Annotated in this window: 24 protein-coding genes; 16 read left to right on the top strand and 8 right to left on the bottom strand. The window is 40.2% G+C overall.

The window, feature by feature from the left end:
* The first annotated feature begins 11 nt into the window (after positions 1 to 11).
* The 5 genes from nikA (at position 12) to F1325_RS18080 (ending at position 5,025) form a co-directional block, all read left to right on the top strand.
* On the top strand, positions 12 to 1,586 hold the full coding sequence (gene nikA / locus F1325_RS18100; RefSeq protein ID WP_160230794.1) for a nickel ABC transporter substrate-binding protein: 1,575 nt from the start codon (positions 12 to 14) through the stop codon (positions 1,584 to 1,586).
* Between the two features lie 71 nt (positions 1,587 to 1,657).
* Positions 1,658 to 2,584, top strand: coding sequence for a nickel/cobalt ABC transporter permease (opp1B, locus tag F1325_RS18095; protein ID WP_109373724.1), 927 nt, complete (start codon positions 1,658 to 1,660; stop codon positions 2,582 to 2,584).
* A 2-nt stretch (positions 2,585 to 2,586) separates the two neighbouring features.
* Positions 2,587 to 3,456: a nickel/cobalt ABC transporter permease gene (gene opp1C, locus F1325_RS18090; RefSeq protein ID WP_109373723.1), complete on the top strand. Its 870-nt coding sequence runs from the start codon at positions 2,587 to 2,589 to the stop codon at positions 3,454 to 3,456.
* Positions 3,434 to 4,243, top strand: a complete 810-nt coding sequence (locus tag F1325_RS18085; RefSeq protein WP_109373722.1) for an ABC transporter ATP-binding protein — start codon at positions 3,434 to 3,436, stop codon at positions 4,241 to 4,243. The genes opp1C and F1325_RS18085 overlap by 23 nt, the downstream gene beginning before the upstream one ends.
* 29 nt (positions 4,244 to 4,272) lie before the next feature.
* On the top strand, positions 4,273 to 5,025 hold the full coding sequence (locus F1325_RS18080; protein WP_109373721.1) for an ABC transporter ATP-binding protein: 753 nt from the start codon (positions 4,273 to 4,275) through the stop codon (positions 5,023 to 5,025).
* Positions 5,026 to 5,081: 56 nt separating this feature from the next.
* Here the strand turns inward: F1325_RS18080 and F1325_RS18075 are convergent, their stop codons facing one another.
* A complete protein-coding gene (locus tag F1325_RS18075; RefSeq protein WP_109373720.1) occupies positions 5,082 to 5,510 on the bottom strand; it encodes a hypothetical protein in 429 nt (142 codons plus the stop codon).
* A gap of 440 nt (positions 5,511 to 5,950) precedes the next feature.
* Here F1325_RS18075 and F1325_RS18070 point away from each other — a divergent pair, with 440 nt between their 5' ends.
* From F1325_RS18070 to F1325_RS18025, 10 genes are all read left to right on the top strand, one after another.
* On the top strand, positions 5,951 to 7,537 hold the full coding sequence (locus F1325_RS18070) for an FGGY-family carbohydrate kinase (RefSeq protein WP_160230793.1): 1,587 nt from the start codon (positions 5,951 to 5,953) through the stop codon (positions 7,535 to 7,537).
* 50 nt (positions 7,538 to 7,587) lie between these two features.
* Positions 7,588 to 9,234, top strand: a complete 1,647-nt coding sequence (locus F1325_RS18065; RefSeq protein WP_109373718.1) for a signal transduction protein — start codon at positions 7,588 to 7,590, stop codon at positions 9,232 to 9,234.
* A 10-nt stretch (positions 9,235 to 9,244) separates the two neighbouring features.
* Positions 9,245 to 10,174, top strand: coding sequence for a dihydrodipicolinate synthase family protein (locus tag F1325_RS18060; protein ID WP_109373717.1), 930 nt, complete (start codon positions 9,245 to 9,247; stop codon positions 10,172 to 10,174).
* A gap of 22 nt (positions 10,175 to 10,196) precedes the next feature.
* A complete protein-coding gene (locus tag F1325_RS18055; RefSeq protein WP_109373716.1) occupies positions 10,197 to 11,249 on the top strand; it encodes a sialidase family protein in 1,053 nt (350 codons plus the stop codon).
* Positions 11,250 to 11,269: 20 nt separating this feature from the next.
* The gene (locus F1325_RS18050; protein WP_232797607.1) at positions 11,270 to 12,244 is read left to right on the top strand and encodes a tripartite tricarboxylate transporter substrate binding protein; all 975 of its coding nucleotides are present in this window, start codon (positions 11,270 to 11,272) and stop codon (positions 12,242 to 12,244) included.
* 57 nt (positions 12,245 to 12,301) lie between these two features.
* Complete coding sequence (locus tag F1325_RS18045; protein ID WP_109373714.1) at positions 12,302 to 12,763, top strand: tripartite tricarboxylate transporter TctB family protein; 462 nt, start codon at positions 12,302 to 12,304, stop codon at positions 12,761 to 12,763.
* A 19-nt stretch (positions 12,764 to 12,782) separates the two neighbouring features.
* A complete protein-coding gene (locus F1325_RS18040) occupies positions 12,783 to 14,300 on the top strand; it encodes a tripartite tricarboxylate transporter permease (RefSeq protein ID WP_109373713.1) in 1,518 nt (505 codons plus the stop codon).
* A gap of 54 nt (positions 14,301 to 14,354) precedes the next feature.
* The gene (locus F1325_RS18035; protein WP_109373712.1) at positions 14,355 to 15,356 is read left to right on the top strand and encodes a LacI family DNA-binding transcriptional regulator; all 1,002 of its coding nucleotides are present in this window, start codon (positions 14,355 to 14,357) and stop codon (positions 15,354 to 15,356) included.
* A 108-nt stretch (positions 15,357 to 15,464) separates the two neighbouring features.
* The gene (locus F1325_RS18030) at positions 15,465 to 16,562 is read left to right on the top strand and encodes a Fic family protein (protein WP_160230792.1); all 1,098 of its coding nucleotides are present in this window, start codon (positions 15,465 to 15,467) and stop codon (positions 16,560 to 16,562) included.
* Positions 16,563 to 16,758: 196 nt separating this feature from the next.
* A complete protein-coding gene (locus F1325_RS18025) occupies positions 16,759 to 17,349 on the top strand; it encodes a DUF4291 domain-containing protein (protein WP_109373710.1) in 591 nt (196 codons plus the stop codon).
* Positions 17,350 to 17,399: 50 nt separating this feature from the next.
* Here F1325_RS18025 and metF read toward each other — a convergent pair whose 3' ends face one another.
* Complete coding sequence (gene metF / locus F1325_RS18020) at positions 17,400 to 18,299, bottom strand: methylenetetrahydrofolate reductase (RefSeq protein ID WP_109373709.1); 900 nt, start codon at positions 18,297 to 18,299, stop codon at positions 17,400 to 17,402.
* Positions 18,300 to 18,577: 278 nt separating this feature from the next.
* Here metF and F1325_RS18015 point away from each other — a divergent pair, with 278 nt between their 5' ends.
* Complete coding sequence (locus F1325_RS18015; protein ID WP_109373708.1) at positions 18,578 to 18,931, top strand: DUF488 domain-containing protein; 354 nt, start codon at positions 18,578 to 18,580, stop codon at positions 18,929 to 18,931.
* A 127-nt stretch (positions 18,932 to 19,058) separates the two neighbouring features.
* Here the strand turns inward: F1325_RS18015 and glpD are convergent, their stop codons facing one another.
* The 6 genes from glpD to gntX form a co-directional block, all read right to left on the bottom strand.
* The gene (glpD, locus tag F1325_RS18010; RefSeq protein ID WP_109373707.1) at positions 19,059 to 20,552 is read right to left on the bottom strand and encodes a glycerol-3-phosphate dehydrogenase; all 1,494 of its coding nucleotides are present in this window, start codon (positions 20,550 to 20,552) and stop codon (positions 19,059 to 19,061) included.
* 288 nt (positions 20,553 to 20,840) lie between these two features.
* Positions 20,841 to 21,599, bottom strand: coding sequence for a DeoR/GlpR family transcriptional regulator (locus F1325_RS18005; protein WP_006534541.1), 759 nt, complete (start codon positions 21,597 to 21,599; stop codon positions 20,841 to 20,843).
* A gap of 38 nt (positions 21,600 to 21,637) precedes the next feature.
* Entirely contained in the window at positions 21,638 to 22,477 is an 840-nt protein-coding gene (glpG, locus tag F1325_RS18000; RefSeq protein WP_160230791.1) for a rhomboid family intramembrane serine protease GlpG, read from the bottom strand.
* A gap of 19 nt (positions 22,478 to 22,496) precedes the next feature.
* Positions 22,497 to 22,823, bottom strand: a complete 327-nt coding sequence (gene glpE, locus F1325_RS17995) for a thiosulfate sulfurtransferase GlpE (RefSeq protein WP_109373705.1) — start codon at positions 22,821 to 22,823, stop codon at positions 22,497 to 22,499.
* 177 nt (positions 22,824 to 23,000) lie between these two features.
* Positions 23,001 to 23,579, bottom strand: coding sequence for a Fe-S biogenesis protein NfuA (nfuA, locus tag F1325_RS17990; RefSeq protein WP_109373704.1), 579 nt, complete (start codon positions 23,577 to 23,579; stop codon positions 23,001 to 23,003).
* A 60-nt stretch (positions 23,580 to 23,639) separates the two neighbouring features.
* Positions 23,640 to 24,332, bottom strand: coding sequence for a DNA utilization protein GntX (gene gntX / locus F1325_RS17985; RefSeq protein WP_160230790.1), 693 nt, complete (start codon positions 24,330 to 24,332; stop codon positions 23,640 to 23,642).
* Positions 24,333 to 24,365 lie beyond the last annotated feature (33 nt).

The raw sequence follows: 24,365 nt of genomic DNA, 5'->3' as shown, positions 1-24,365 counted from the left end.
AGGAGAATAACGTGAAGCCCTTATTTTCAGTGTTCCCAACACTATTATTAACACTTGCATGTGCTTTTCCTGCGTTAGCAGATAAAAGTAATAATATGTTGGATTATGCCAGCACAAAAGACATTCGTGATATTAACCCGCATCTCTACTCTGGTGAGATGGCAGCTCAAAACATGGTATTTGAATCCCTTGTATTAAATACCGAAAAAGGTGTTGCACCTTATTTAGCGGAGCGTTGGGATATTTCTCCTGATGGAAAGAGCTACACCTTCTTTTTACGTCATGATGTGACTTTTAGCGATGGTGAACCTTTTAATGCTAAAGCAGTAAAATTAAATATTGAAGCTGTGCTAGACAACTATGAACGACATGCGTGGTTAGAGTTAGTTCGTCAGATTGATAGTGTTGAAATTGTTGATGAATTCACGGTTAAATTAAATCTAAAAAACCCTTACTACCCAACATTAACCGAATTAGGTTTAACTCGCCCATTCCGCTTTATTTCGCCAAATTCTTTTATTAATGGCAAAACAAAAACGGGTGTTGCGAACTATATTGGTACAGGGCCTTGGGTATTAACTGAGCATAAAAAAGACCAATATGCTGAGTTTAAAGTTAACCCAAATTATTGGGGAGAGAAGCCGGTATTAAATGGCGTGATGTGGCGAGTGATCCCCGATAGACAAACCATGTTACTTTCTCTGCAAAAAGGGGATATTCAGCTTATTTTTGGTGCAGATGGCGACATGTTAGATATGGATTCATTTGAAGCTCTTATGGCGTCAGATAAATTCAAAACTGAAATGAGCGCACCGATCGCTTCTCGCGCAATTGTGCTCAATAGTAGTCGTGCAATGACATCCAGCCAAAAAGTCCGCCAAGCATTACAATATGCGGTTGATAAAGAAGGGATTGCACAAGGTATTTTAGCGGGTAGCGAAAAAATCGCTGATACTTTAATGGCGCGCAGTGTGCCTTACTGTGATTTTGACTCTCCAACTTATGCTTATCAACCAACAAAAGCGATTGAACTATTAGAAGCCGAAGGCTGGGTATTACCAAAAGGTAAAGCTATTCGTGAGAAACAAGGTGAGAAATTACAGCTGTTGCTCTCTTATAATGTGAATAATGCCGTTGAGAAAGAGATAGCTGAACTTATTCAAGATGATTTTAAAAAGATTGGTGTCGGTTTAACGATTTTAGGTGAAGAGAAACAAGCCTATTTAGATAGACAAAAAAATGGTGATTTTGATTTACAATATTCACTGTCATGGGGAACGCCTTACGATCCCGCTTCTTTTGTTTCATCATTTAGAATACCGGCTCACGCAGATTATCAAGGGCAAAAAGGGTTGGCAAATAAAGTCCAATTGGATGCAATGATTGGCGAGTTATTAATTACACCTAATGAAGCGCGCCGTCAGGAACTCTATAAAAACTTATTTACGTCATTAGCCGAGCAAGCGGTCTATATTCCGTTAACCTATTCACGTACTAAGGCTATCCATCGTAGTGAATTAGAAAATGTGGGATTTAATCCATCTCAATATGAAATACCGTTTGAAAAGATGCGCTTTAAGCCTTAATTAATGCATCAATGAGATTAACCAAAATAAGTGAGGCACGTAATATCAACGTGCTTCACTGATCAAATCTTATGCTACGTTATATATTCTGGAGAGTGCTGGCTATCTTCCCACTGGCACTGATCATTTCATTTATTGCCTTTATTCTGTTGGAATTAGCTCCGTCTGATCCTGCGGAAGTCGCGCTACGCGTCAATGAAATAGTCCCCACACCCGAAGCCATTGAAGGCATGCGCCATGAATTAGGGTTAGATAAGCCTTTTTTTACGCGTTACTTTTTGTGGTTAATGGCGGGTTTGCAACTCGATTTTGGTACCTCTTTTCTTACAAGAACCCCTGTTATTCAAGAGATGTTAAGGGCGTTACCTCCAACACTTTGGTTAGCTTCAACCGCGCTATTCTTTACGATTATTCTGACACTCCCTTTAGCATTATGGTGTGTGGCTAAACCTCAAAGTTTTACGGATAAATGTATCCGTTTCATTGTGTTTATTTTAACGGCTATTCCTAATTATTGGTTAGGATTGCTATTAATTTGGGGAGTCGCTGTTTATTTGGATTGGTTGCCTGTCAGCGGGATGCTATCGCCTCAGTCTGTTATTTTGCCTGCTCTGGCGCTCTCTTTAGGGTATATCGGCACTTATTTACGGTTATTACGCGGTGCGATGTTAAATCAATGGCATCAGCCTTATGTCTTTTATGCCAAAGCGCGTGGATTACCTGATAATCTTATTTTGCGTCGCCATATTTTACGTAATTCGCTGTATTCCAGTTTAACGGCTTTAGGGATGAGTATTCCAAAGCTTATTGCTGGTACGGTGGTGATTGAGAATATTTTTGCTTGGCCGGGAATAGGGCGACTATGTATCAGCGCTATATTTGGTCGTGATTATCCGATGATACAAGCTTATATTTTATTGATGTCACTGTTATTTCTCTTTTTTAATTTTCTGATGGACGTCATTCAAATGATGGCAGATCCAAGGCTAAGGAGATAATGATGTGGCGGATTTTTTGGCAACGACTCGGAAAAGATAAAAGTGCGCAACTGTGTTTATTGGTGATTATGATTGTGGTTATTGCAGGAATATTCGCCCCTTGGTTAGCTCCGCATGATCCCACATTAACCTCAATACGTTTGAAATTTAAGCCTATAAGCTTTGATTACCCGCTGGGTACGGATAATTTAGGGCGCTGTATCTTTTCAAGGTTATTGTTTGGTGTAAGAACGACGGTATTTTATGCCTTATTAGCCATGAGTGTGACATTAATGATTGGTTGGTTAATGGGAATGTTAGCCGGATTTTTTCATGGCAAGACAGATACCTTGATTATGCGACTATGTGATGTGGTTTTGTCATTCCCAGCAGAAATTATGATCTTAGCGTTAGTGGGAATAATGGGGCCGGGTATTGGTAATATCTTAATTGCCGTTATTTTAGTGAAATGGGCATGGTATGCCAGAATGATCAGAGGCGTTGTTCGCCAATATTCCCATCGTAATTACATTGCATATGCACAGGTGATTGGTGCACCTTCTAGTCATATTTTACGACGTCATTTATTACCCGTCACCTTTGCTGAAACTATTGTCTTAGCATCAACGGATATTGGTAGTGTTGTTTTAATGATCTCGGCGCTCTCCTTTTTAGGGTTAGGTGTACAACCACCAACGCCAGAATGGGGAAATATGCTTAGTGAAGCAAAAAATGTCATGGTATTACACCCAGAGCAAATGTTACCCGCAGGCATTGCAATTACCCTTGTTGTCACTGCATTTAATTTTTGGGGTGATTTCTTACGTGATGTGTTTGATCCGGATAATCGTCAGTCAGTAGGAGAAAAGCATGAACAACTTACTGACGCTTGAGCACGTTTCTATTACTCATCAAGAAAGCGGAAAAAAACTGATTGATGATATCTCTTTCTCGATAAAGCAAGGGCGTACATTAGCGATTGTAGGCGAAAGTGGGAGTGGCAAGAGTCTGATTAGTAAAGCTATTATGGGATTACTACCTGAACAATTAGTCATGTCAGGGGAGATTTTCTTGAATGGAAAGAAAATTAGTCATGAGGCGCTTTCTCAACGTCGAGCTTTATTGGGGACATCTTTAGGTGTGATTGTGCAAAATGGCATGAGTGCCTTTGATCCTCTAATGAGAATAGGAAAGCAATTTTGCCAAACTTTAATCTACCATTTTTCCTATTCTAAAAAGCAAGCCATAGAAGAAACTGAGTTGGCATTATCTCATGTATTTCCTCATCAGTTTCAATCTATTATGCAAGCATTTCCTCATCAATTAAGTGGTGGACAATTACAACGTGTGATGATTGCGATTGCACTTGCCTTATCACCGACGTTATTAATTGCAGATGAACCGACAACAGCGCTTGATGCACCTCTTCGCCAAGATATTTTAAAACTACTCCAGCATGTCGTCACAACTCATCATTCAACACTGATTTTTATTTCTCATGACTTAGGGATAGTCAATGAAATTGCTGACGATATATTAGTGATGCAAAAAGGAAAAATGGTTGAATGCGGTGAGAAAATAACCGTTTTATCGCATCCAACACAAGAATATACGCGTTATTTAATTAATGCACGCCGACAGCTTTCATTACGTTTCGAACAATTGATTAATAAAAAATAGATTAATATTATCCAAATAAAAGAGGGTTTATGTTATTAAGCGTTGAGAATATTAGTAAGTACTATACTCAAAAAAATAACACACTATTTGGTGAAAAAGTGAAGGTTATCGACTCACTCTCTTTTAATATTAATTCGAGTGAAGCTTTTGGTTTAGTGGGTGAAAGTGGCAGTGGTAAAAGTACATTAGCGCGTTTAATTTGTGGATTAGAGTTACCTGATAGTGGTGCTATCTTTTTAAATAATAAGCCCGTTACAAAACGACTTCATCGCCAAGGTATAATTAGTATCGTTTTTCAAGATTATATGACTTCTGTTAATCCAACATTAACGGTAGGCGAAATTATTGCTGAGCCGATTAAAATCATTAATCCAAGTATTAGCACTCAAGCACTGAAAACACTTATTTTTGCTTTTTTAGATAAAGTAGAATTACCTAAAAGCTGCTATACACGTTATATATTTGAACTTTCTGGAGGGCAGGCTCAACGGGTATGTTTATGTCGTGCATTAGCATCTTATCCAAAACTTATTGTATTAGATGAAGCGCTTAGCTCTTTAGATATTCCCACTCAAGTTCAAATATTAGATTTATTAAAACAGTTAAAAGAAGAATTTACACTCTCTTATCTTTTTATTAGTCATGATATTCAAACTGTGGCTTATTTCTGCGATAAAGTGATGTTCTTTTTACAAGGTAAAAATATTGAATTGTGTGAGATAAATAACCTAGGTAAAGTCACGCAGGATTATTCAAAAAAATTAATTCAATCTGTTATTTAATCGATAAATAGTAATAAAAACAGCAGTAAAATACTGCTGTTTTTTATTGGCAAAAATTAAAGATTATTCATTAAATGTTCTTGAACTGCTTTTGCATCGTTTGCAGCATTGAAATCAATACCAAAATTCAGCGTGCCTTCTTTTAGCTCAATACTACGTGGTGTTGCTTTAGAGCAGGTAATATTCTGTATTTTTTCTTTTACCGTTTCTTGTGCTATTTTTGAGCTCTCACAAGTATTAATTACGCCTTTTAATCCTTCGCTACAATAACTATCAACACCTGTTGTTTTTAAATCATCAGCAGTAAATGCAGACCAATCAAACATGACTTTTATATTGGCATCACAGCTTTTATTTAAATCGACAACACGAGATTGAATATTCTCCTCGAATTTTTGTTGTAATTCTTTTTCAGCTAATGTCGCTGCAAAGGTAGAAGAGGAAATAAGCAGTAGAGAAAGACTAATAGCAATATTTTTCAACATAATTAAATGCTCCAAAAAAGAATATATAAATTTAAATTAACTTATTAAAAGTAAAGTAATAGAGCGTTATAGCAATAGGAATATTATTGTTTTTGTTTATTTTATTATTTTTTGAATAATATCTCCTATTATTAGAGAGATATCTTTTTATAAAAGGGTATTTATTGTCGAAATATTGCTATTTTTATAAGTGTTTTTACTTACCTTATTAATTAAATGTTCGTTAGCTTCATAACGAACATAATCGATTCAGTACGTCATCTCAATAACGCATAAAGCCAAATAAATAAATTATCAATAAAATCATGATATTAAATTATCTATGTAGATCTGCATCACAAACTAATCTTATTGTGATTGTTTTTTCAGCATGCTCGAATTAACTTGCTAACTCGAAGTAGCAAAAATTAGCATAGCGTTAGCAAATGATGAGGGTTCGCATGGAACAACAATATTTTATTGGCGTTGATGTTGGCTCAGCCAGTGTCCGTGCAGCGGTATTCGATAGCAATGGAAAGCGTTTGGGCTTTTCTGTCCGCCCTATTGCTCAATTCCGCCCAAAAACGGATTTCGTTGAGCAATCGTCTACCGATATTTGGCAGCAGGTTTGCACGACTGTAAAAGAGTCGGTGGCGTTATCTGCTATTGATCCTATCCATGTGAAATCTATTGGCTTTGATGCCACTTGTTCTTTAGTTGCTGTGGATAAGGATGGCAAAGGGCTTTCTGTTTCACCGAGCGGCAAAGCGGAACAAGATATCATCATGTGGATGGATCACCGTGCTGTACAAGAAACGGTTACCATTAATCTGACCAATGATCCTTCACTGCGATATGTCGGTGGTGAAGTGAGTATTGAAATGGAGTTGCCAAAAATTCTCTGGTTAAAAAATCATTATCCAGAGCGTTATCAAAACGTATGGCGATTCTTTGATTTAGCTGACTTTTTAGTTTGGAAAGCAACATCAGGGGATGTAGCAAGTACCTGTACATTAACCTGTAAATGGAACTATTTAGCACATCAGGGACAATTTAGTGAGAGCTTGTTAGCCGATGTAGGTTTGGATGAATTATTAGAAAAAGTACCACAAACCATCCTTGCGTTAGGTGAACAAGCGGGTTGTTTAGATGAGTCGGTTGCCAATGCGTTTGGCTTGCACACGGGGGTCATTGTTGCTTCAGGCATTATTGACGCACATGCAGGTGGTTTAGCATTAACGGCATCACAACCTGAAGGTAGTTTGGCAATTATCAGTGGTACGTCTAACTGCCATATGATCGTAAGTCAATATCCCATTATGGTGCCCGGTGTTTGGGGACCTTATTTTGGCGCGATGTTACCAGACTTATGGCTAAATGAAGGCGGTCAAAGTGCTGCTGGTGCGTTAGTCGAGTGGTCTATTCGTCGTCATGAGTCATGGGTTGAATTAGAACAAGAAGCGAATGAAAAAGGGGTGAATTACTACGCCTTATTAAATGAAGCTGTCGCTGAATTGGAAGAAACAGAACAATATCCAACCGCACAGTTTCATGTTTTAGCTGATCACCATGGTAATCGCTCTCCGCGCGCTAATCCTGCCGCAAAAGGTATGGTAAGCGGATTAACGTTGGAAAGTGGTCGTGTTGCATTGGCTCGTTATTATCTTGCAACACTGCAATCTATTGCTTATGGCACACGCCATATTATCGACACACTTGAAGATGCTGGACATCAAATTAATCGCATCGTGATGTGTGGTGGTGCAACGAAAAATCCATTGTGGCTACGCGAATATGCTAATGCGACAGGCCGTGAAATTCATTTAGCACAAGAAGAAGATGCAGTGAATTTAGGGGCTGCATTATTAGGTGCCGTAGCGTGTAAAGCCTTTGATGATTTCTCTAAAGCTGCCAGCGCAATGGTACGAGAAGGTGGCATTATCGCACCAGATAGCGACACGTTTGCCTTCCATCAGGCCAAATATCAAGTTTATTTGCAGATGTATCAAGATCAGCAGCGTTATAACGAAATGATGTCAGATTGTTGACCACTAATTTTTCCGATTATGAACCGAGTTTACCTTACCAGGGATACCTTATGTTGAACTTAAATCTACCAAAATTACCAACGACCATTACAGCAGGTTCTAAAGAGATCCTGATGGTCACCAACGCAGACTTACGTGAGCCTGCAAACGTAACGTGCTGGCCTGTACAGAAAAAATTTGAAGATAAACTGGCCACAGCATTAGAAGCTCAAGGTTACAAAATGAAGCGTGCTCATGAGATCAATGAAGCTCGCGGTCATGGCTTTATCAGCAGTCAGCGTGAAGGTTGCGATATGTTTGCTGCAATCGATCCTGATGCTCCTGTTATCGTGTTATTAACCGCATGGCAATATTCACACCATATTGCCTCTTCTTTAGCACACCATCGTGGCCCTATTTTACTGCTGGCTAACTTTGATGGTACATGGCCGGGTCTGGTGGGCATGTTGTGTTTAGCGGGTACGATGACCAGTTTAGGTAAAAATTATTCACGTTTATGGTCAGAAGAGTTTGATGATGAATTCTTTGTAGATGGCTTAGCAACTTGGTTAAAATATGGTTATGTAAATCATAAACTTAGCTATCTTACAGATATTGCGCCAACACACAGGGTAATGGCGTCAGAAGCCGGCGAAGTGGGTCGTAAAGTCGGTGAATATATAATTAAAAATAAAGAAATAATCGGTTTGTTCGATACATTCTGTATGGGAATGATTAACGGGGTCTTCCCACAACAGGCAATGATCAATATTGGTATGCCAATTGAATCCCTTTCTCAGTCTGCGTTACTGGTCGAAATGGCGAAAGTACCGACAGAATTAAGAGAGGCATGTTTACAGTGGTACGAAGATAACGGGATGACGTTTATGTTTGGTCAAGATGACAAAACTGAACTCACTCGTGAACAAGTGATGGAGCAGTGCGCCATGATGATTGCAATGGCGCGTTTCGTAAAACGTTTTGGTTTAACTGCGGTGGGTGTGCAATATCAGCAGGGTTTAAAAGATTGTTGCCCTGCGTCTGACTTTGCTGAAGGTGCAATTGGTTCGACCGCGCGTTTCCCACTACCAGATGAAAACGGCGAGATTATCTGTCCTAACACGCCAATTCCTTGTATCAACGAAGTGGATATGGGTACGGCTATTCCTCAAACGATGTTATGGCGTTTATTAACATCATTAGGATTACCGGCTGAAACCACACTACATGATATTCGTTGGGGTAGTGAGTATGAAGGAACATTCTACTGGGATATGGAAATTTCAGGCTCTGTTCCTTTTGAACACCTCAAAGGTGGCCTAAAAGGTGCAACAGGTTATCGCCAGCCTCCGATGTTCTTCCCTAAAGGGGGTTCAACTATCGCTGGTCAAGGCAAGGCAGGACGCTTGTTATGGAGCCGTGCACACTATGAAGGTACTGATGTGATTATGCATATCGGTACAGGTGTGGCGGTAGAATTACCTGAAGCAGAATTTGAACGTCGCCGTAGAGCAACTAACTACGAATGGCCATTATTGAACTGTACGTTAGATGGCGTAACTCGTGATGACCTTATGGCGGGACATCAAAGTAACCACATTACTGTGGCTTATGTTGATGAAGATAAATTGGCGTTTGTGCTAAAAGCATTCGTTGCTCAAGCACTGACTCAAGGTATCCAAGTGAAAGTGGCAGGCGATGCCATTAACTTACTGTAAGGAATTGATGATGAGTCAGCAAAAATACGTCGGTGTTTGGCCTGTTATGCTAACCCCTTTTGATGCCAAAGGGGAGATTGATTGGGCGTCATTAGAGCGCCTTGTAGACTGGTATATCGATTCTGGTGTACATGGACTATTTGCCGCCTGCCAATCAAGCGAAATGTTTTATTTAAGTGATGAGGAAACTCAAGCACTTACCCGTTTTATCGTTGAAAAAGCAGATGGAAGAGTACCTGTAGTTGCTTCTGGTCATACTGCAACCGCATTAAGTCAACAAAAAGAACAATTGCAGGCAATGGCGGGTACTGGCGTCGATGGCGTCATTATGATCAGTAATCGCTTGGCTCTAGTCGGGGAGTCAGATGATAAAGCGATGGAAACACTGCAAGTCTTAACCAATGTGGTACCAAAAGAGATTGATTTGGGTATCTATGAATGCCCTTATCCTTACAAACGCTTGTTATCTGAAGAGATTGTAGAGTGGTGTGCACAAAGTAATCGCTTTACCTTTATCAAAGATACGTGCTGTTCTCTTCCGATGATAGAACGTCGTTTGGCATTATCAAAAGGAACTCGTTTGCATCTTGCAAACGCTAACAGTCAAACGCTATTAGCTTCATTCCAAGCTGGATGTCAGGCATATAGCGGTGTTATGGCAAACTTCCATCCAGAGCTTTATGTTTGGCTTTATGAGAATTGGAAAGATAAACCAGAGCAGGCTGCGGTGTTAGCAGATTATTTATCAACAGCAGCGATGACCGAAACACTGGATTATCCAGCGTGCGCTAAATATCATCAGCGCCTGATTGGTAACTTCAGCACACTGGTCTGCCGTTCCCGTAACAGCAGTCAGTTTGAAAACTCATTTTTCCCTTCTGCCGTCAATAGCATGACTGCATTGGGTGAAAATATGAAGAAGTGGCTTTCGTTAGATTAATTTAGGACACAGGAGTAGGAATATGCCTTTCGTGATGAAGGAAACCCAGTTTGTGCTTGATAATGCACATTCACTTTTTAATCACTGCCATGCTTCAACGATTGTGCGTGTGCCTAACTCTGAGCGTTTGTTAACCGCTTTTTTCGCTGGTGATAAAGAAGGTAGCGGTAATACCGCTATCTGGCTAGTGATGAAAGAGGGTGATCATTGGCAACACGCTCAGCCTGTTGTTAAAAATCCGGGTGTTGCGCACTGGAATCCAGTTTTACATGTTGACCCATCAACAGGTAATATCTGGCTGTTTTATAAAACGGGTCCCGATGTACATAGTTGGACGACCCAATACGTTATCTCGAAGGATGGCGGAAATAGCTGGAGTTTACCGAGTGAATTGGTTTCTGGTGATGTAGCACCTAGAGGTCCTGTGAAAAATAAAGTGTTAGTGATGTCGAATGGCGAGTGGTTGGCACCAGGATCGGTTGAGGATGACCAATTCTGGGATGCGTTTGTCGATATTTCGAGTGACAACGGTCAACACTGGTTGCGAGTAGATATTCCAATTGAACATCATAAAGGTGAACAGGCGGAACATGAAATCTGGCAGGGTTTAAAGGACGATGCCTTATGGGAGACTGATCTACAACGCGTTTTTCAATGGGATGGCGTGATACAGCCAACACTATGGGAATCCCGGCTTGGGCATGTGCATGCCATGATGCGGAGTACGCGCGGTACGATTTATCGTAGCGATTCAACGGATTATGGGCGCAGTTGGTGTCCAGCTTATGCAACAATATTACCAAATAATAATAGCGGCATTGATGTCGTCTCCTTCGCAGATGGTCAACTGGCATTGGTGTATAACCCGAATTCAGGTAACTGGAGTCGTCGTTATCCCATCTCTGTCAGTCTTTCATCCGATAATGGCAGTACTTGGTCTGAACCATTCGATTTACTCGATGGGGAAGGCGAATTTTCATATCCGGCTATTATTGCTGAAAACAATACCCTACACGTTACCTTTACTTGGAACCGAAAAAACATTGTTTATCAGCAGTTAATGGCTACTCAATAAAAATGTGGAGAAAGGGTTTTATGAAAAAGAGTCTACTCGCAGCGTTGGCGATTACGATGACACTGGGCATGGGGAACGCAGTTGCCCAACAGTTAACGTATCCTACAAAAAATATTGATGTTGTCATCCCGAAAAATCCAGGCGGTGGTACTGATACTTCTGCACGTACTATCATTGAATTTGCAAAAGATGTGATGCCGGCTGGACGTATTTTCGTTCCTGTGAATAAGCCTGCGGGTAATGGTTTAACGGGTCTGATTGAAGTTGCTAATGCGCGTCCAGATGGCACTAAATTAGTAATGACAACCGTTGAACTTGCGATGTTCCCACACCAAGGAAAATCACCAGTTACTTATAAAGACTTCACCCCAATCGCAACAACTATCGCTGATCCAGTGGTGTTAGTTGTTAATGCAGAATCACCTTACACCACGTTACAAGAGTTTATCGATGGCGCGAAAGCGAACCCAGGTAAACTGAAAGTGGGTAACTCAGGGATGGGTGCTATTTATCACTTAGCTGGCGTTAATATCGAACGTACCACGGGGGCTAAATTTAACCATATCCCTTATAACGAAGGTACAGGCCCTTCAATCGCAGCTTTAGTGGGTAACCACCTTGATGGCGTATTAACAACTCCGGGTGCAGTTAAATCTCAAGTTGATGCTGGTATTCTACGTGTTCTTGGTGTAATGGATGAGCGTCGCTTCCCATTATTCCCAGCCGTACCTACTTTCAAAGAAGCATTGAAATTAGACACTAACGTGAAAATGCGTGCTTGGGCTGTATTAGCAACAACAGCTAATGTCCCTGATAACGTGAAGAAAGAGTTAGTCGGTGCATTCTCTGAAGTGGTTCAAAAACCTGAATATCAAGAAGCACTGAAAAAACAAGGTATTATGCCTGTTTACATCACAGGTGACGATGCTTACCAAATGATGAAAGAAGACCACGAAATGTATGCTGAGTTAATTTCAGCAACTCTGAAAAAATAACCTTTCTATGATAAACCACCCTATCCGCAAGCTGGATAGGGTCGGGGAGATCCCGACATGACTAAAATCAATACAATCATCGGTGCGATTTCAGTAGCTTTTGGGCTACTTATTATCTATCTCTCCCGTGATATGAGTATGTTTGATGAATATGGTGTACCAGGAGAGCGTTTCTGGCCTTATGGTTTAGCCATCTTATTTGTTTTACTGGGGATTTTTCAATGGATAGGTGTGATTGTGCAAAAAGTAAAACACGTTCACCAATCTGTTGACTTAAGTTCGACTGCGGTTAAGCGTGCTTATGGCTTAGGCATTTTTATGCTGCTATATGCAACTGGCTTGTATTTTTTTGGTTTTATTATTCCGTCATTGCTTCTCATCCCAATCATTATGTGGTTGATGAATGAAAGAAAGCCTATTGCGCTGGTTATTATTCCAGTCGTAATGGTTGCCGCCGTTTATGTCTTCTTTGACATTATCTTTAATTCACCTCTGCCAACCTCCGTCTTTTTTGAGTAAGCGGTAAAGGAGCTTTGAGATGGAAATACTAGACGCTTTAATGGTCGTTTTCAGTCTGGAAACGATAACGATGATCCTGTTGGGGGTATTCGCGGGTATTATTATCGGTGCATTACCAGGCCTAACAGTGAATATGGGGATCGCACTGCTTCTCCCGTTAACTTACTCCTTCCAAGGAATGACAGGGATCTTATTATTATTGGGGATGTATTGTGGTGCCGTATATGGTGGCTCAATTACCGCAATACTAATAAGTACACCAGGAACACCCGCTTCTGCTGCAACGGTATTGGATGGTTATCCAATGGCGAAAAAAGGTGAAGCAGGAAGAGCACTGGGTTTATCTACGATGGGCTCTATGTTTGGGGGGATCTTTAGTACGATTGCCCTGATTGTTATTGCGCCTCAATTGGCAAAAGTAGCGACGGGTTTCTCTGCTGCTGAGTATTTTGCACTCGCTGTATTTGGCATAAGTATTATTACCAGTGTATCATCGCAATCGATTGTGAAAGGATTAATGGGCGGGGCAATTGGTTTAGCAATCGCAACCATTGGACTTGATCCGATGACATCAGGACCTCGTTTTACCTTTGATACTGTGTATTTAATGGGGGGTGTTTCATTTATTCCTATCCTGGTTGGCCTGTTTGCTTTCTCTCAAGGACTTATTAGCTTCGAAGAAGAGTACCGTGAGCGTAAGCAGAAGAAAAACGAAAAAATTAATGCACGTATTCACCGTGTATTACCAACGTGGGCAGATTTTAAACGCGTATTACCAACATATTTACGCTCTTCTGCTATTGGTACAACGATTGGAGCTATTCCGGGTACGGGCGGAGATATCTCATCATTTATCTCTTATAACGAAGCAAAACGTTGGTCTAAACACCCTGAAGAGTTTGGTCATGGTTCACCAGAAGGTGTGTCTGCACCAGAAGCCGGTGCAAACTCAGTGACAGGCGGAACCATGGTGCCTTTAATGACCTTAGGTATTCCAGGTGATGGTGCAACTGCTATTATCATGGGTGCATTTATGGTTCAAGGATTGGCGTTAGGGCCTCAGCTTTTTACTGACAATCCAGTTGAAGTTAACAGTATCTTTATTGGTTTGATGATGGCGAATATTTTCCTCGGTATCTTAGGTTTCTTATGTATGAAACTCTTCGTTCGAGTGATGGATGTTCCGCGTCGCGTATTAGTACCAATTATCTTTGTATTATGTAGTGTAGGTGCTTATTCTGTGAACCATAGCATCATCGATGTGTTTGTGATGATGGGGGCAGGGTTACTCGCTTACATTATGATTAAGCTTGATTTCTCCATGTCTCCTGTGGTTATCGGGATTATCTTAGGGCCGATGGCAGAATCAAACTTACGCCGTGCTTTAATGATGTCTCAGGGTGATTTATCTATCCTGTATACACGCCCAATTACAGCGACATTCTTAGGTATTGCGATACTGACGTTGATCCTGCCCATTATTGGACCTTCGTTAAAAGCGATGTGGAAGAAATACCGAGCTAAGCCTGCTCAATAAAGGTTAATCAGCCCTCATCATTAAGATGAGGGCTATATCAATGATGGAATATTAATGGCAAAAACAGTTGAACAGATTGCAAATGACCTGAATTTGTCTATTACCACAGTCAGATTGGTATTAAATGGCAAAGGTGATCAATACCGGATCAGTGCAAAAACGCAAAAGAAGATAGCAGACTATGTTGAGGTGTTTGGTTATACCGTCAATCATGCGGCTAGAAGCTTAAAGCTTAATAAAACAGATACCTACGGATTGGTTATTCCTCGTCTTTCTAACCCATTCTTTGCCGCTTTAGCCGAAAAATTAGAGATGCATTGTCACCAAATTGGTTGTCAGCTAACGATTAGCTGTACTTATGGTGATATCAAAAATGAAAATAAGCTCGTTAAATCAATGGACGAGCGCAATGTTGATGGCATTTTTATTGTTTCGTCTAGCCGCAAAAATCAGCTACATCATGTTAAGCATCGTCAAAAACCATTGGTTTTTTTAGATAGAGATTTCTCTGTTAGTGAAGCTATTTGTGTCGCTTCAGATAACTGTGACAGTGGTGCTCAGCTGACAAGAGCGATGATAAAGCAAGATGCGCCAATCCACTTTTTTGCGGGTGATGCATTATTACCAACTATTGCCGCTCGTTTGCGCGGTTATGTGCAAGCCATAAAAGGGCATTATGGTGATGATAACCGCGTCACTGTCTCTTATGCTGAACATAATACGACCAAAGATGGTGAGCGGATGATGAAACAGTATTTGGAACAACATCAGCAAATACCTTCTCATTTTATTGCTTCATCGTTGCCTATTCTTGAAGGTTTATTGAGTGTTATCCGTCAACGTGAAGGGAGTATCCCTGCTCATCTTCATATTGGTACATTCGATGATCATGTGATGCTCAGCTTTTTACCGAATAATGTGTGGTCCATGAAGCAGGACGAAGCGTTATTGGTCGAAAAAGCCTTTGAAATCATGACGGCAAAAATTTCAGGCACTGTTGTGAAAGCGCCTGCACTTATCAAAACACAGCTTATTGAACGTCTCATTCCAGCCTAATGAGTCAATTAGCAAACTTATTCGCCTCACTTTGTGAGTAGATTAAGCTTTCTATTTGCCTCACTTTGTGAGTAAAATAGAGTTTGTATTTGACTCATGGGGTGATTTATGTGGATTTGGCAACATTCAAACTGGACTCATTTCAGATTTAAAAGCAATACAATCATACCTTTGCTTATTGATACCCGTTTTATTCAAGGGATGCTTTATGGGCAAAGCCAAATGTTGCCTGAAAATAGCACTTCAGCATTAGATTCTATTTTGGCGAATATTATTTATTCGAGTGATATTGAAGGTGAAAAGTTAAATGCTTTTTCTGTTCGCTCTTCATTAGCAACTCGATTAGGTATTGTAGAGGAAAAAACATATCCTACTGATGAAAAATCAGAAGGTTTTGTTCAAGCGGCATTAGATGCGATTAATAATTTAGATGAGCCATTAACGCATGAGCGATTATTTCAGTGGCATAACCTCTTATTTCCTCAGGGACACTCTATTTTAAATCCGATTACTTCAGGGCAATATCGAACAGGTATTGTTCAGGTTGTTTCGGGTAAAAGAATTGATAAGCCCATTGTTCATTTTGAAGCACCACCACCAAAATCAATAGAAACGGAAATGGCTTTATTTTTAGACTGGTTTAATGAAACGAGAACGCATTATGAACCTGATTTAATTATTCGAGCGGCTATTGCACATCTTTGGTTTTTAACTATTCATCCATTTGAAGATGGAAATGGTCGGATAGGCAGATTAATTATGGATTTAGCATTGGCTCAAGCTGAGAATAAAACAGTAAGGCTATATGCAATGTCAAAAACGATTAATGAGCATCGCCAAGAATATTATGACGTCATCGAAAATATGCAAAAAGGTGATGGCGATATTACATTATGGCTTCAATGGTTTTTACAAATGCTTCAATTATCGATTTTGGATGCAACCCATGAAATTGATAATACAGTAAGGGCAACAAAATATTGGCAAACCCACGATCAAGCGTTGTTATCATCAGAGCAATCAAAAGTGATTAATAGAATGCTTGGTGGGGATTTTGTTGATGGAATTAATAATAGCCAATATAAAAGTGTAGCAAAAGTCAGCCGAGCCAGTGCGACAAGGCATTTAGCATTTCTGGTTGAACACGGCTTTTTAGCGGATAGCGGTGCTGGTGGACGGAGTGTGAGATATATTTTGCAAGACTAGGTTTGTTATTATTAAACCACAATCGCGACATTAGTCTATTTGTTTTATTGTTATTCTTTTTTTTATCTTTGTGAACGCGCGTTACTCTATTTATCGAGTCTTAACAAAAATAGGGGCTCTTGATTATCTGTGATCAGAGGCTCATAATTTAAGCGTATAGTTCCATTTTATTAATATAAAAGGATATTAAAGAAAGATGAACGATGATGTTGACCGATGTCCTGAGTGCGAAGTAAGGGCATATTATACGGATGATTTTGTTCGTGTTTACCAAGCCTATTCTAATACTATTGCTCAGAGCGCAGTCGCAAACGGAACTTTTGTTTCGCCCCCTTTTAGTATGACCCGCATGACGTGGGTAAAACCTTCCTTTCTTTGGATGATGTACCGTTCTGGCTGGGGACGCAAAGATGCTAATCAAGCGTCTATTCTTGCGGTTGATATTACGCATGAAGGTTTTCAAGAGATGCTGACACAAGGTGTTGTGAGTCATTTTGATCCAGACCGTTACACCAGTGCAGACGCGTGGAAAGAGGCATCAGAAACCAGTAATATCCGCATTCAGTGGGATCCTGAACGTGATATTTATCTTAATCGACTCAACTATCGCACCATTCAAATTGGTCTGCGTAATCAAGCCGTTGAAAAATACTGCAAAGAGTGGATAGTGAATATTACAGATATTACCGATAAGGTACGTAAAATAGATACTTGTATTGCTAATGGTGATTTAGACACCGCATACAGCCTATTACCTGTAGAAAAACCTTATCACTTTGGTGAGTAATTCATCAAAATGTCACCCCGCTTAATTGGCGGGGTAATTGTGTCATAGGATCATGCTTTGATAAGTTCAGGGCGAACACCCAGCGTATGGCAAATAGCATATGTTAATTCTGAACGATTAAGTGTATAAAAGTGAAAATCTTTTACCCCTTCACGGCTTAAAATCTTCACCATATCAATGGCAATAGAAGCACCTACTAGACTACGGGTTTCAGGATCGTTATCTAACCCATCAAACATTTTATGCATCCAACCTGGAATTTTCACATTGGTTAAACCAGCAAAGCGTTTTAGCTGTTTAAAATTAGTGACAGGTAAAATTCCTGGCACAATTTCAACATCAATACCTGTTGAAACGCAGCGGTCACGAAAACGTAAATAGCTTTCGACATCAAAGAAAAATTGGGTGATCGCACGGTTGGCTCCGGCATCGACTTTTCTTTTTAAATTGATTAAATCTGCTTGCGCACTTTTTGCTTCAGGATGCACTTCAGGATAAGCCGCCACAGAAATATCAAAATCGCCCACCCCTTTAAGTAAATGCACTAAATCGGTGGCGTACATATCAGGTTTTTGAGTGTTATCAGGTAAATCGCCCCGTAATGCCACAATGTGGCGAATACCACTTTGCCAATAATCTTGTGCGATATGCTGTAACTCTTCACGGCTGGCATCAATACAGGTCAAATGAGGAGCCGCTTCTAGTCCTGTACGTTCTTTAATGCCTTTAATAATGGAGTGTGTTCTATCACGTTCACCTGAATTTGCGCCATAAGTGACAGAGACAAAGCTCGGTTTTAAGGTATTTAAGCGCGCAAGAGATTGCCAAAGGGTGTTTTCCATCTCCTCAGTTTGAGGTGGAAAAAATTCAAAGGAAACTTGGATCTGGCCATCAAGTTCAGCAAGATTTTGGTTTAGCGCTTCATGTTGGCTTGCGTGATAAAAGCTCATACCTGTACCTCATCAATCGTGTCACTGTGTTGTTATTTTTATTAAGTATCACTACTTATTTGCCCATCTAACCATTTAGACGTCTAGATGTAGATTCTCTTAATTAGGTTATTTAGTCAACAACTATTCACCCTATTTTTGATGAGGATAATTCAGTCACAATAAGAGAAAAATTCATGTTGTAAGACGTATTTGTGAGAAAAGTGAGTATATCACCTGATAAGTTGGGTGATTTTTCTTCTACAATAAAGCGAAATAACTGATTGATGGGAGGCGAAATGATCACTTGTAAACGTGTTTATGGTGATAAAGACGGAATGCATGAAGGTTATCGCGTATTAGTCGATAGGCTGTGGCCGAGAGGTGTGAAAAAGACCGATTTTCATTATGACGAGTGGAATAAAGGCGTCGCACCTTCGACCGAATTGCGAAAATGGTTTCATGGAGGCGGTGGTGATTTTGCTGAATTCACACAACGTTATCTCCAAGAATTAATGGCGGCACCAGAACATTGGCAATCGCTTGTTGCGATAGCAAAAGAGAAGCCTTTGGTATTACTTTATTCAGGAAAAGATGAGCAACAAAACAATGCTACCGTGTTAAAAGCCTTTCTAGAAAAACAGCTTAAATAGCGGTTAATTTAGGGTATTTTGATGATTTTGATATAAAAAAAGCAAAAAAAAAAGTGGCGCGGTATTAGGCGCCACAAAAATTGCTAATAAAAACATCGAACAGAGTCAGAGAATAGTATGACTACTCTTATGAATTTTGAGTATTTGCTACTAACCATTGGGCAATACGTTGTTTTTGTTCGTCATTTAGCCACATGCCGAGTTTAGTACGACGCCAAATTGCATCATCAACTTCGATAACCCACTCATGTTTCACTAAATAACGTAATTCTGCTTCATACAGGTTATGACCGAAGTTTTCGCCCATACCCGCTAAATCAGTAATGCCTTCGAGCAGTAATTCAGTGTTGCTACCATAAGTACGTGCAAAACGTAATGCCAGCGCTTCTGGTAACCAAGGGTGACGTTGGCGAATTAAACGTGAATAACCATCACGATCACAGCCTTCTAAATTACCACCCGGTAATTGACCATTTTTAGTCCATGCTTTACCCATGTTAGGGAAGTAAGCAATGAGTTTATCTACGGCGTGTTCACCCAATTTACGATAAGTGGTTAATTTACCACCAAATACCGATAGCAGAGGAGTTTGGCCATTATCATCGTGAACATCTAAGGTATAGTCACGCGTGATTGCTTGTGGTGAATCAGATTCATCATCACATAATGGACGCACACCAGAGTAATCCCAAACAACGTCTTCTTTGGTCAGTTGTTTTTTGAAGTGATCATTGTAGACTTTCAGTAAGTACTGAACTTCATTGTCATCAATCGCCACATCTTTAGGATCGCCTTTATATTCAACATCCGTAGTACCGATGATGGAGAACTCATCCATCCAAGGAATAACAAAGACAATACGATTATCTTCATTTTGTAAGATGTACGCTTGTGGTTCGTTATGAGCACGAGGAATAACAATATGGCTACCTTTAATTAAACGGATACCATAAGGTGATTTCAGTTTTAAGCCTTCATCAAACAGTGTTTTAACCCAAGGGCCAGCTGCGTTGACAAGTGCTTTTGCTTGATAGAGCGATGTTTCACCAGTGCGTAAATCCTGTGCTTCTACCATCCATAAATTATTTTCACGCCAAGCTCGAGTGACTTTAGTTCGTGTGCGTACTTCACCGCCACGACGAACGATTTCTTGTGCGTTGAGTACCACTAAACGTGCATCATCAACCCAACAGTCTGAATATTCAAAACCGCGTGTTAGTTCAGGTTTTAAAACAGAGTTTGCGCCGAATTTAATGCCTTTACTGCTTGGTAAGCTCACGCGTTTTCCTAAATGATCATAAAGGAATAAACCAATGCGGATCATCCAAGCTGGACGTAAATGGGGTTGGTGTGGCAGACGAAAGCGCATTGGAAATGCGATATGTGGCGCTAAGCGTAATAATACTTCACGCTCTGCCAGTGCTTCGCTCACTAAGCGAAACTCGTAGTGTTCGAGATAACGTAAACCACCATGAATAAGTTTAGAGCTTGCGGAAGATGTCGCACTTGCTAAGTCTTGAGCTTCCAGCATAAGTACTGAAAGGCCTCGGCCAGCTGCATCCGCCGCAATTCCAGCGCCGTTTATTCCGCCGCCGATGACAATCAAGTCTTGAGTTTTCATAACATCCTCCTACGAATGCGCGAAACAATTCTTTAATGTTCGTTTTCGCTCATAATTGTAATGAAGTTTGATGAAAATGCCAACTATATAACTGATAAAAAACATAACCGCGTGATATGGATAACAATTTATTATCATATCCACATAAACTGTGTGTTTATTAGAAATAAACAACATTGTTAATGTGTTAACAAAAAAGAGAGAAAATAGAATAAGTTAATCAGGTTTTTATTGAGAATAGACGAAAAAAAAGTACCTCGAGAGGTACTTTTTAGGAGAATTGCTAAATTAACATAATTCGAGTTGAACGTTGTGCTGCTCAACAATTTTTTGGATCCCTGCTGGTGGTTCTTGATCGGTAAATAAGTAATCGATCAGATTCATATTACCTAAATTAACCATCGCATTACGACCAAACTTAGAATGGTCAGTCACCAACATTACACAGCGTGAGTTTTCGATAATTGCGCGTTTAGTGCGAACTTCATGGTAATCAAACTCAAGTAGAGAACCATCCATATCAATACCGCTTATCCCCAAAATACCGTAATCAAGACGGAATTGAGAGATAAAATCAAGCGTAGCTTCACCGACAATACCACCATCTCGTGTACGCACTTCACCACCCGCAAGAATTAAGCGAAAGTCTTCTTTGCCCATCAGTAACGTTGCCACATTGAGGTTGTTGGTCACGATACGTAGGTTTTTGTGGTTAATTAATGCATGTGCGACAGCTTCAGGTGTTGTGCCGATATCAATAAACAGTGTTGCACCATCTGGAATTAAGCTTGCTACTCGTTGTGCGATACGTGATTTTTCATCAGACCACATAATTTTACGATCATGATAAGCCGTATTCACGGAGCTTGAAGGTAATGCTGCACCACCGTGATGACGTTGGATTTTGTTCTTTTCCGCTAATTCATTTAAATCACGTCGGATTGTCTGTGGGCTGACTTCAAAATGCTCCACCAATTCTTCAGTGCTGACATAGCCCTGTAGGCGTACCAGTTCAATGATGGCATCATGTCGTTGCGTTTGCTTCACAGGTGTCCCCTAATGTTAAAAATATCATGTTAATTTTATTATGATCCACGAGATAATTGATGTCGATTATCCCACAAAGCCATCAATAAGCCGATAAGGAAGCCTGCAAAATGTGCGGCATTTCCGATAGAGTCACCTAAAACGCCCATATAACCCGCCACAATCCACAAAATCGAAAAGGCGATTAAGCCTGTTGGCGCACCAATACCTTTTTCTGGATTACGTATGCCCGTTAAGCCTACATAGCCGATTAATGCGTACACAACACCAGAAAGTCCACCGAAGTTGGAGTCTGTAAACAGTGATTGTGCCCAATTACTAAATAGCGCAGAAACGAGCATAATCACAAATAATTTACTGGTGCCGAGTTGCTGTTCTGTTTGGCTGGCGAGATACCACCACATGGCGAGATTAAAGGCGATATGCATCAATGAAAAATGAACAAAAGCTGGCGTGATATAGCGCCAGACTTCAAAGTCTAGACTCTCTTCATAAGGCCATGCGAGGTGGAGCATAACATTATAGTCACCCACCACTTGTTGCCAGATAAAAACGAGGATACATAAAATAATTACCAGTACCGTTAAAGGGCCTGATCGTTGCACCATATTTTTTATCGAAAATGCAGGACGATATTTTATGCCTGTTTTTTGCGGATCACCAGCTTGCCAACTTGCAGCTTGATAGCGTGGGTGAAAAGGCTCACGTAGAAAAGTGTTTAGTTCTTTTTCAACCATATCCAACTGATGTTGGTCTTCTAACCAAAGTGAGATTTGCTGATTTTCATTTTTTGCGTGAATTCGCACACCTTTCGTTGCCATATAATTGACAAATAAATCAGCCGATTGAGGGTTAGAAAGCGTAAGAATGTGGATCATTAATAAAACTCATCTGTAGTTATTGCAGAGAAGTTATCGCTTGTGGAAACTCTCTTAGCCATGCTTCAAAACCACCATTAATACTATAAACGGTTTCAAAGCCCATATTGACCAGATATTGAGCCGCACCTTGGCTGCTATGACCGTGATAACACATCACCATAACAGGCACATCAAAGTCAGCATCTTGTAAAAATTGGTTTAGCGTATCATTAGTGAGATGAAATGCGCCGGTAGCATGACCAAAGCGATAACTCTGAGGATCTCTCACATCGACTAAAATTGCCGATTGAGATACCCAGAATTGATAAGCTTGTTCAATGCTGAGAAATTGAAACTTATCCATAATTGTCTTATTTATTATGTTGTTAATTTATTTGTTCTGAGCGAGAGAACGATACATTTATCATAGCGTCAAATCGGTAAAGATGACGTTACTCTTTGTAAATGATTATTTTTTAACACACAAATCCCCGATGATATCAGTGTAGGTGATTATCATAGGGGATTTGATACTGAGGGATCAGTAGTAGGAGTGTTCACCACGTTGGTGTTCAGTTAAATCTTTCACACCTTTTAGCTCTTCTGGGAACAGGTTTAACAGTTCTTTTTCGATACCATCTTTTAAGGTGACATCAATCATTGAACAACCGTTACAACCACCACCGAATTGTAAGATAGCATAGCCGTCTTCAGTGATTTCCATCAGACTAACACGACCACCATGACCCGCTAATTGTGGGTTAATTTGTGATTGTAGTACGTATTCTACGCGTTCAATTAACGGTGCATCAGCATCGACTTTACGCATTTTTGCGTTAGGTGCTTTTAGGGTTAATTGTGAGCCCAGTTGGTCAGTGACAAAGTCAATTTCCGCATCTTCTAAGAAAGGTGCGCTGATGTTATCAACATACGCAGAAAGTTTTTCGAATTTAATTTCAGTGTCGTTTGGCTCTACGGCATCAGGTGGGCAATATGAAACGCCACATTCAGCATTAGGTGTGCCTGGATTGATAACGAATACACGAATTTGGGTGTTGGGTTCTTGGTTAGCCAGTAGTTTGGCAAAATGCGCCTGTGCGGCATCAGTAATAATAATCATATCGTCTTGCTCAATAGTTGACTGTTCTGGTTGGTTATCATACGCCCAATTGGCGGTTAACTACAAGGTGCGACAAATCGCCCATACCTCAATAGAGCGTGCTCCCGCACGAAATAACAAGGGTATAATGCTCTTTAATGTCGCACCTGTAGTGATAACATCATCAATTAGTGCCAGATTTTTCCCTGATACCGACACTGTGTTATTTAATACAAATGCATTCTTTAAATTTTGTTGCCTTTGCTTGGCATTAAGATGCGTTTGCACCAGTGTAGCACGAGTTCTTATCAGGGTATCCGGTTGATAAGCACAATTTAGCCACCTTGCCAAAGGCTTAGCGATAGCTTCTACTTGCTCAAAGCCCCTAGACCAACGGCGTTGACGATGTGAAGGAACGCTAATAATTCTATCGGGTTTCTGCACCAAATTTTCTCGCCGATGTGAAAGCCATCGCAATAGAAAAAGTCGTGCAAGACATAACGCTATTTGAGGGCGAGGTTGGTATTTATAAAGGTGTAATAATTTATTTAATGGTGGTTTATAGTCAGTGATTGTCAACATCTGTTTCCATGGTGGAGGCGATTGTAAGCAGCGTCCACATAGCATTATAGAGTGGGATGAGGGATATAAACAGCCTGGGCAACGATTATGCTGTTTAGGTAAATAACGAATACAACTCGAGCAAATACCTTTAGTATCATAATGTAAGGGTTGACGACATAACCAACAATATCCTGCTATTGTTATCCACATAATGAACATCCTTGTAAAAGAAAAGAGAGCATA

The sequence above is a fragment of the Proteus columbae genome (genome assembly GCF_009914335.1).
Classification (GTDB): domain Bacteria; phylum Pseudomonadota; class Gammaproteobacteria; order Enterobacterales; family Enterobacteriaceae; genus Proteus.
Note: the sequence above shows the minus strand (reverse complement) of the source record. Positions and strands in the feature narration are given on the sequence as shown.

Excerpts from the sequence above, each read along its gene's own strand:
- opp1B (WP_109373724.1), top strand. The coding sequence starts at position 1,658 with ATGCTACGTTATATATTCTGGAGAGTGCTGGCTATCTTCCCACTGGCA.
- opp1C (WP_109373723.1), top strand. The coding sequence starts at position 2,587 with ATGTGGCGGATTTTTTGGCAACGACTCGGAAAAGATAAAAGTGCGCAA.
- F1325_RS18085 (WP_109373722.1), top strand. The coding sequence starts at position 3,434 with ATGAACAACTTACTGACGCTTGAGCACGTTTCTATTACTCATCAAGAA.
- F1325_RS18080 (WP_109373721.1), top strand. The coding sequence starts at position 4,273 with ATGTTATTAAGCGTTGAGAATATTAGTAAGTACTATACTCAAAAAAAT.
- F1325_RS18075 (WP_109373720.1), bottom strand. The coding sequence starts at position 5,510 with ATGTTGAAAAATATTGCTATTAGTCTTTCTCTACTGCTTATTTCCTCT.
- F1325_RS18070 (WP_160230793.1), top strand. The coding sequence starts at position 5,951 with ATGGAACAACAATATTTTATTGGCGTTGATGTTGGCTCAGCCAGTGTC.
- F1325_RS18065 (WP_109373718.1), top strand. The coding sequence starts at position 7,588 with ATGTTGAACTTAAATCTACCAAAATTACCAACGACCATTACAGCAGGT.
- F1325_RS18060 (WP_109373717.1), top strand. The coding sequence starts at position 9,245 with ATGAGTCAGCAAAAATACGTCGGTGTTTGGCCTGTTATGCTAACCCCT.
- F1325_RS18055 (WP_109373716.1), top strand. The coding sequence starts at position 10,197 with ATGCCTTTCGTGATGAAGGAAACCCAGTTTGTGCTTGATAATGCACAT.
- F1325_RS18050 (WP_232797607.1), top strand. The coding sequence starts at position 11,270 with ATGAAAAAGAGTCTACTCGCAGCGTTGGCGATTACGATGACACTGGGC.
- F1325_RS18045 (WP_109373714.1), top strand. The coding sequence starts at position 12,302 with ATGACTAAAATCAATACAATCATCGGTGCGATTTCAGTAGCTTTTGGG.
- F1325_RS18040 (WP_109373713.1), top strand. The coding sequence starts at position 12,783 with ATGGAAATACTAGACGCTTTAATGGTCGTTTTCAGTCTGGAAACGATA.
- F1325_RS18035 (WP_109373712.1), top strand. The coding sequence starts at position 14,355 with ATGGCAAAAACAGTTGAACAGATTGCAAATGACCTGAATTTGTCTATT.
- F1325_RS18030 (WP_160230792.1), top strand. The coding sequence starts at position 15,465 with ATGTGGATTTGGCAACATTCAAACTGGACTCATTTCAGATTTAAAAGC.
- F1325_RS18025 (WP_109373710.1), top strand. The coding sequence starts at position 16,759 with ATGAACGATGATGTTGACCGATGTCCTGAGTGCGAAGTAAGGGCATAT.
- metF (WP_109373709.1), bottom strand. The coding sequence starts at position 18,299 with ATGAGCTTTTATCACGCAAGCCAACATGAAGCGCTAAACCAAAATCTT.
- F1325_RS18015 (WP_109373708.1), top strand. The coding sequence starts at position 18,578 with ATGATCACTTGTAAACGTGTTTATGGTGATAAAGACGGAATGCATGAA.
- glpD (WP_109373707.1), bottom strand. The coding sequence starts at position 20,552 with ATGAAAACTCAAGACTTGATTGTCATCGGCGGCGGAATAAACGGCGCT.
- glpG (WP_160230791.1), bottom strand. The coding sequence starts at position 22,477 with ATGATCCACATTCTTACGCTTTCTAACCCTCAATCGGCTGATTTATTT.
- glpE (WP_109373705.1), bottom strand. The coding sequence starts at position 22,823 with ATGGATAAGTTTCAATTTCTCAGCATTGAACAAGCTTATCAATTCTGG.
- nfuA (WP_109373704.1), bottom strand. The coding sequence starts at position 23,579 with ATGATTATTATTACTGATGCCGCACAGGCGCATTTTGCCAAACTACTG.
- gntX (WP_160230790.1), bottom strand. The coding sequence starts at position 24,332 with ATGTGGATAACAATAGCAGGATATTGTTGGTTATGTCGTCAACCCTTA.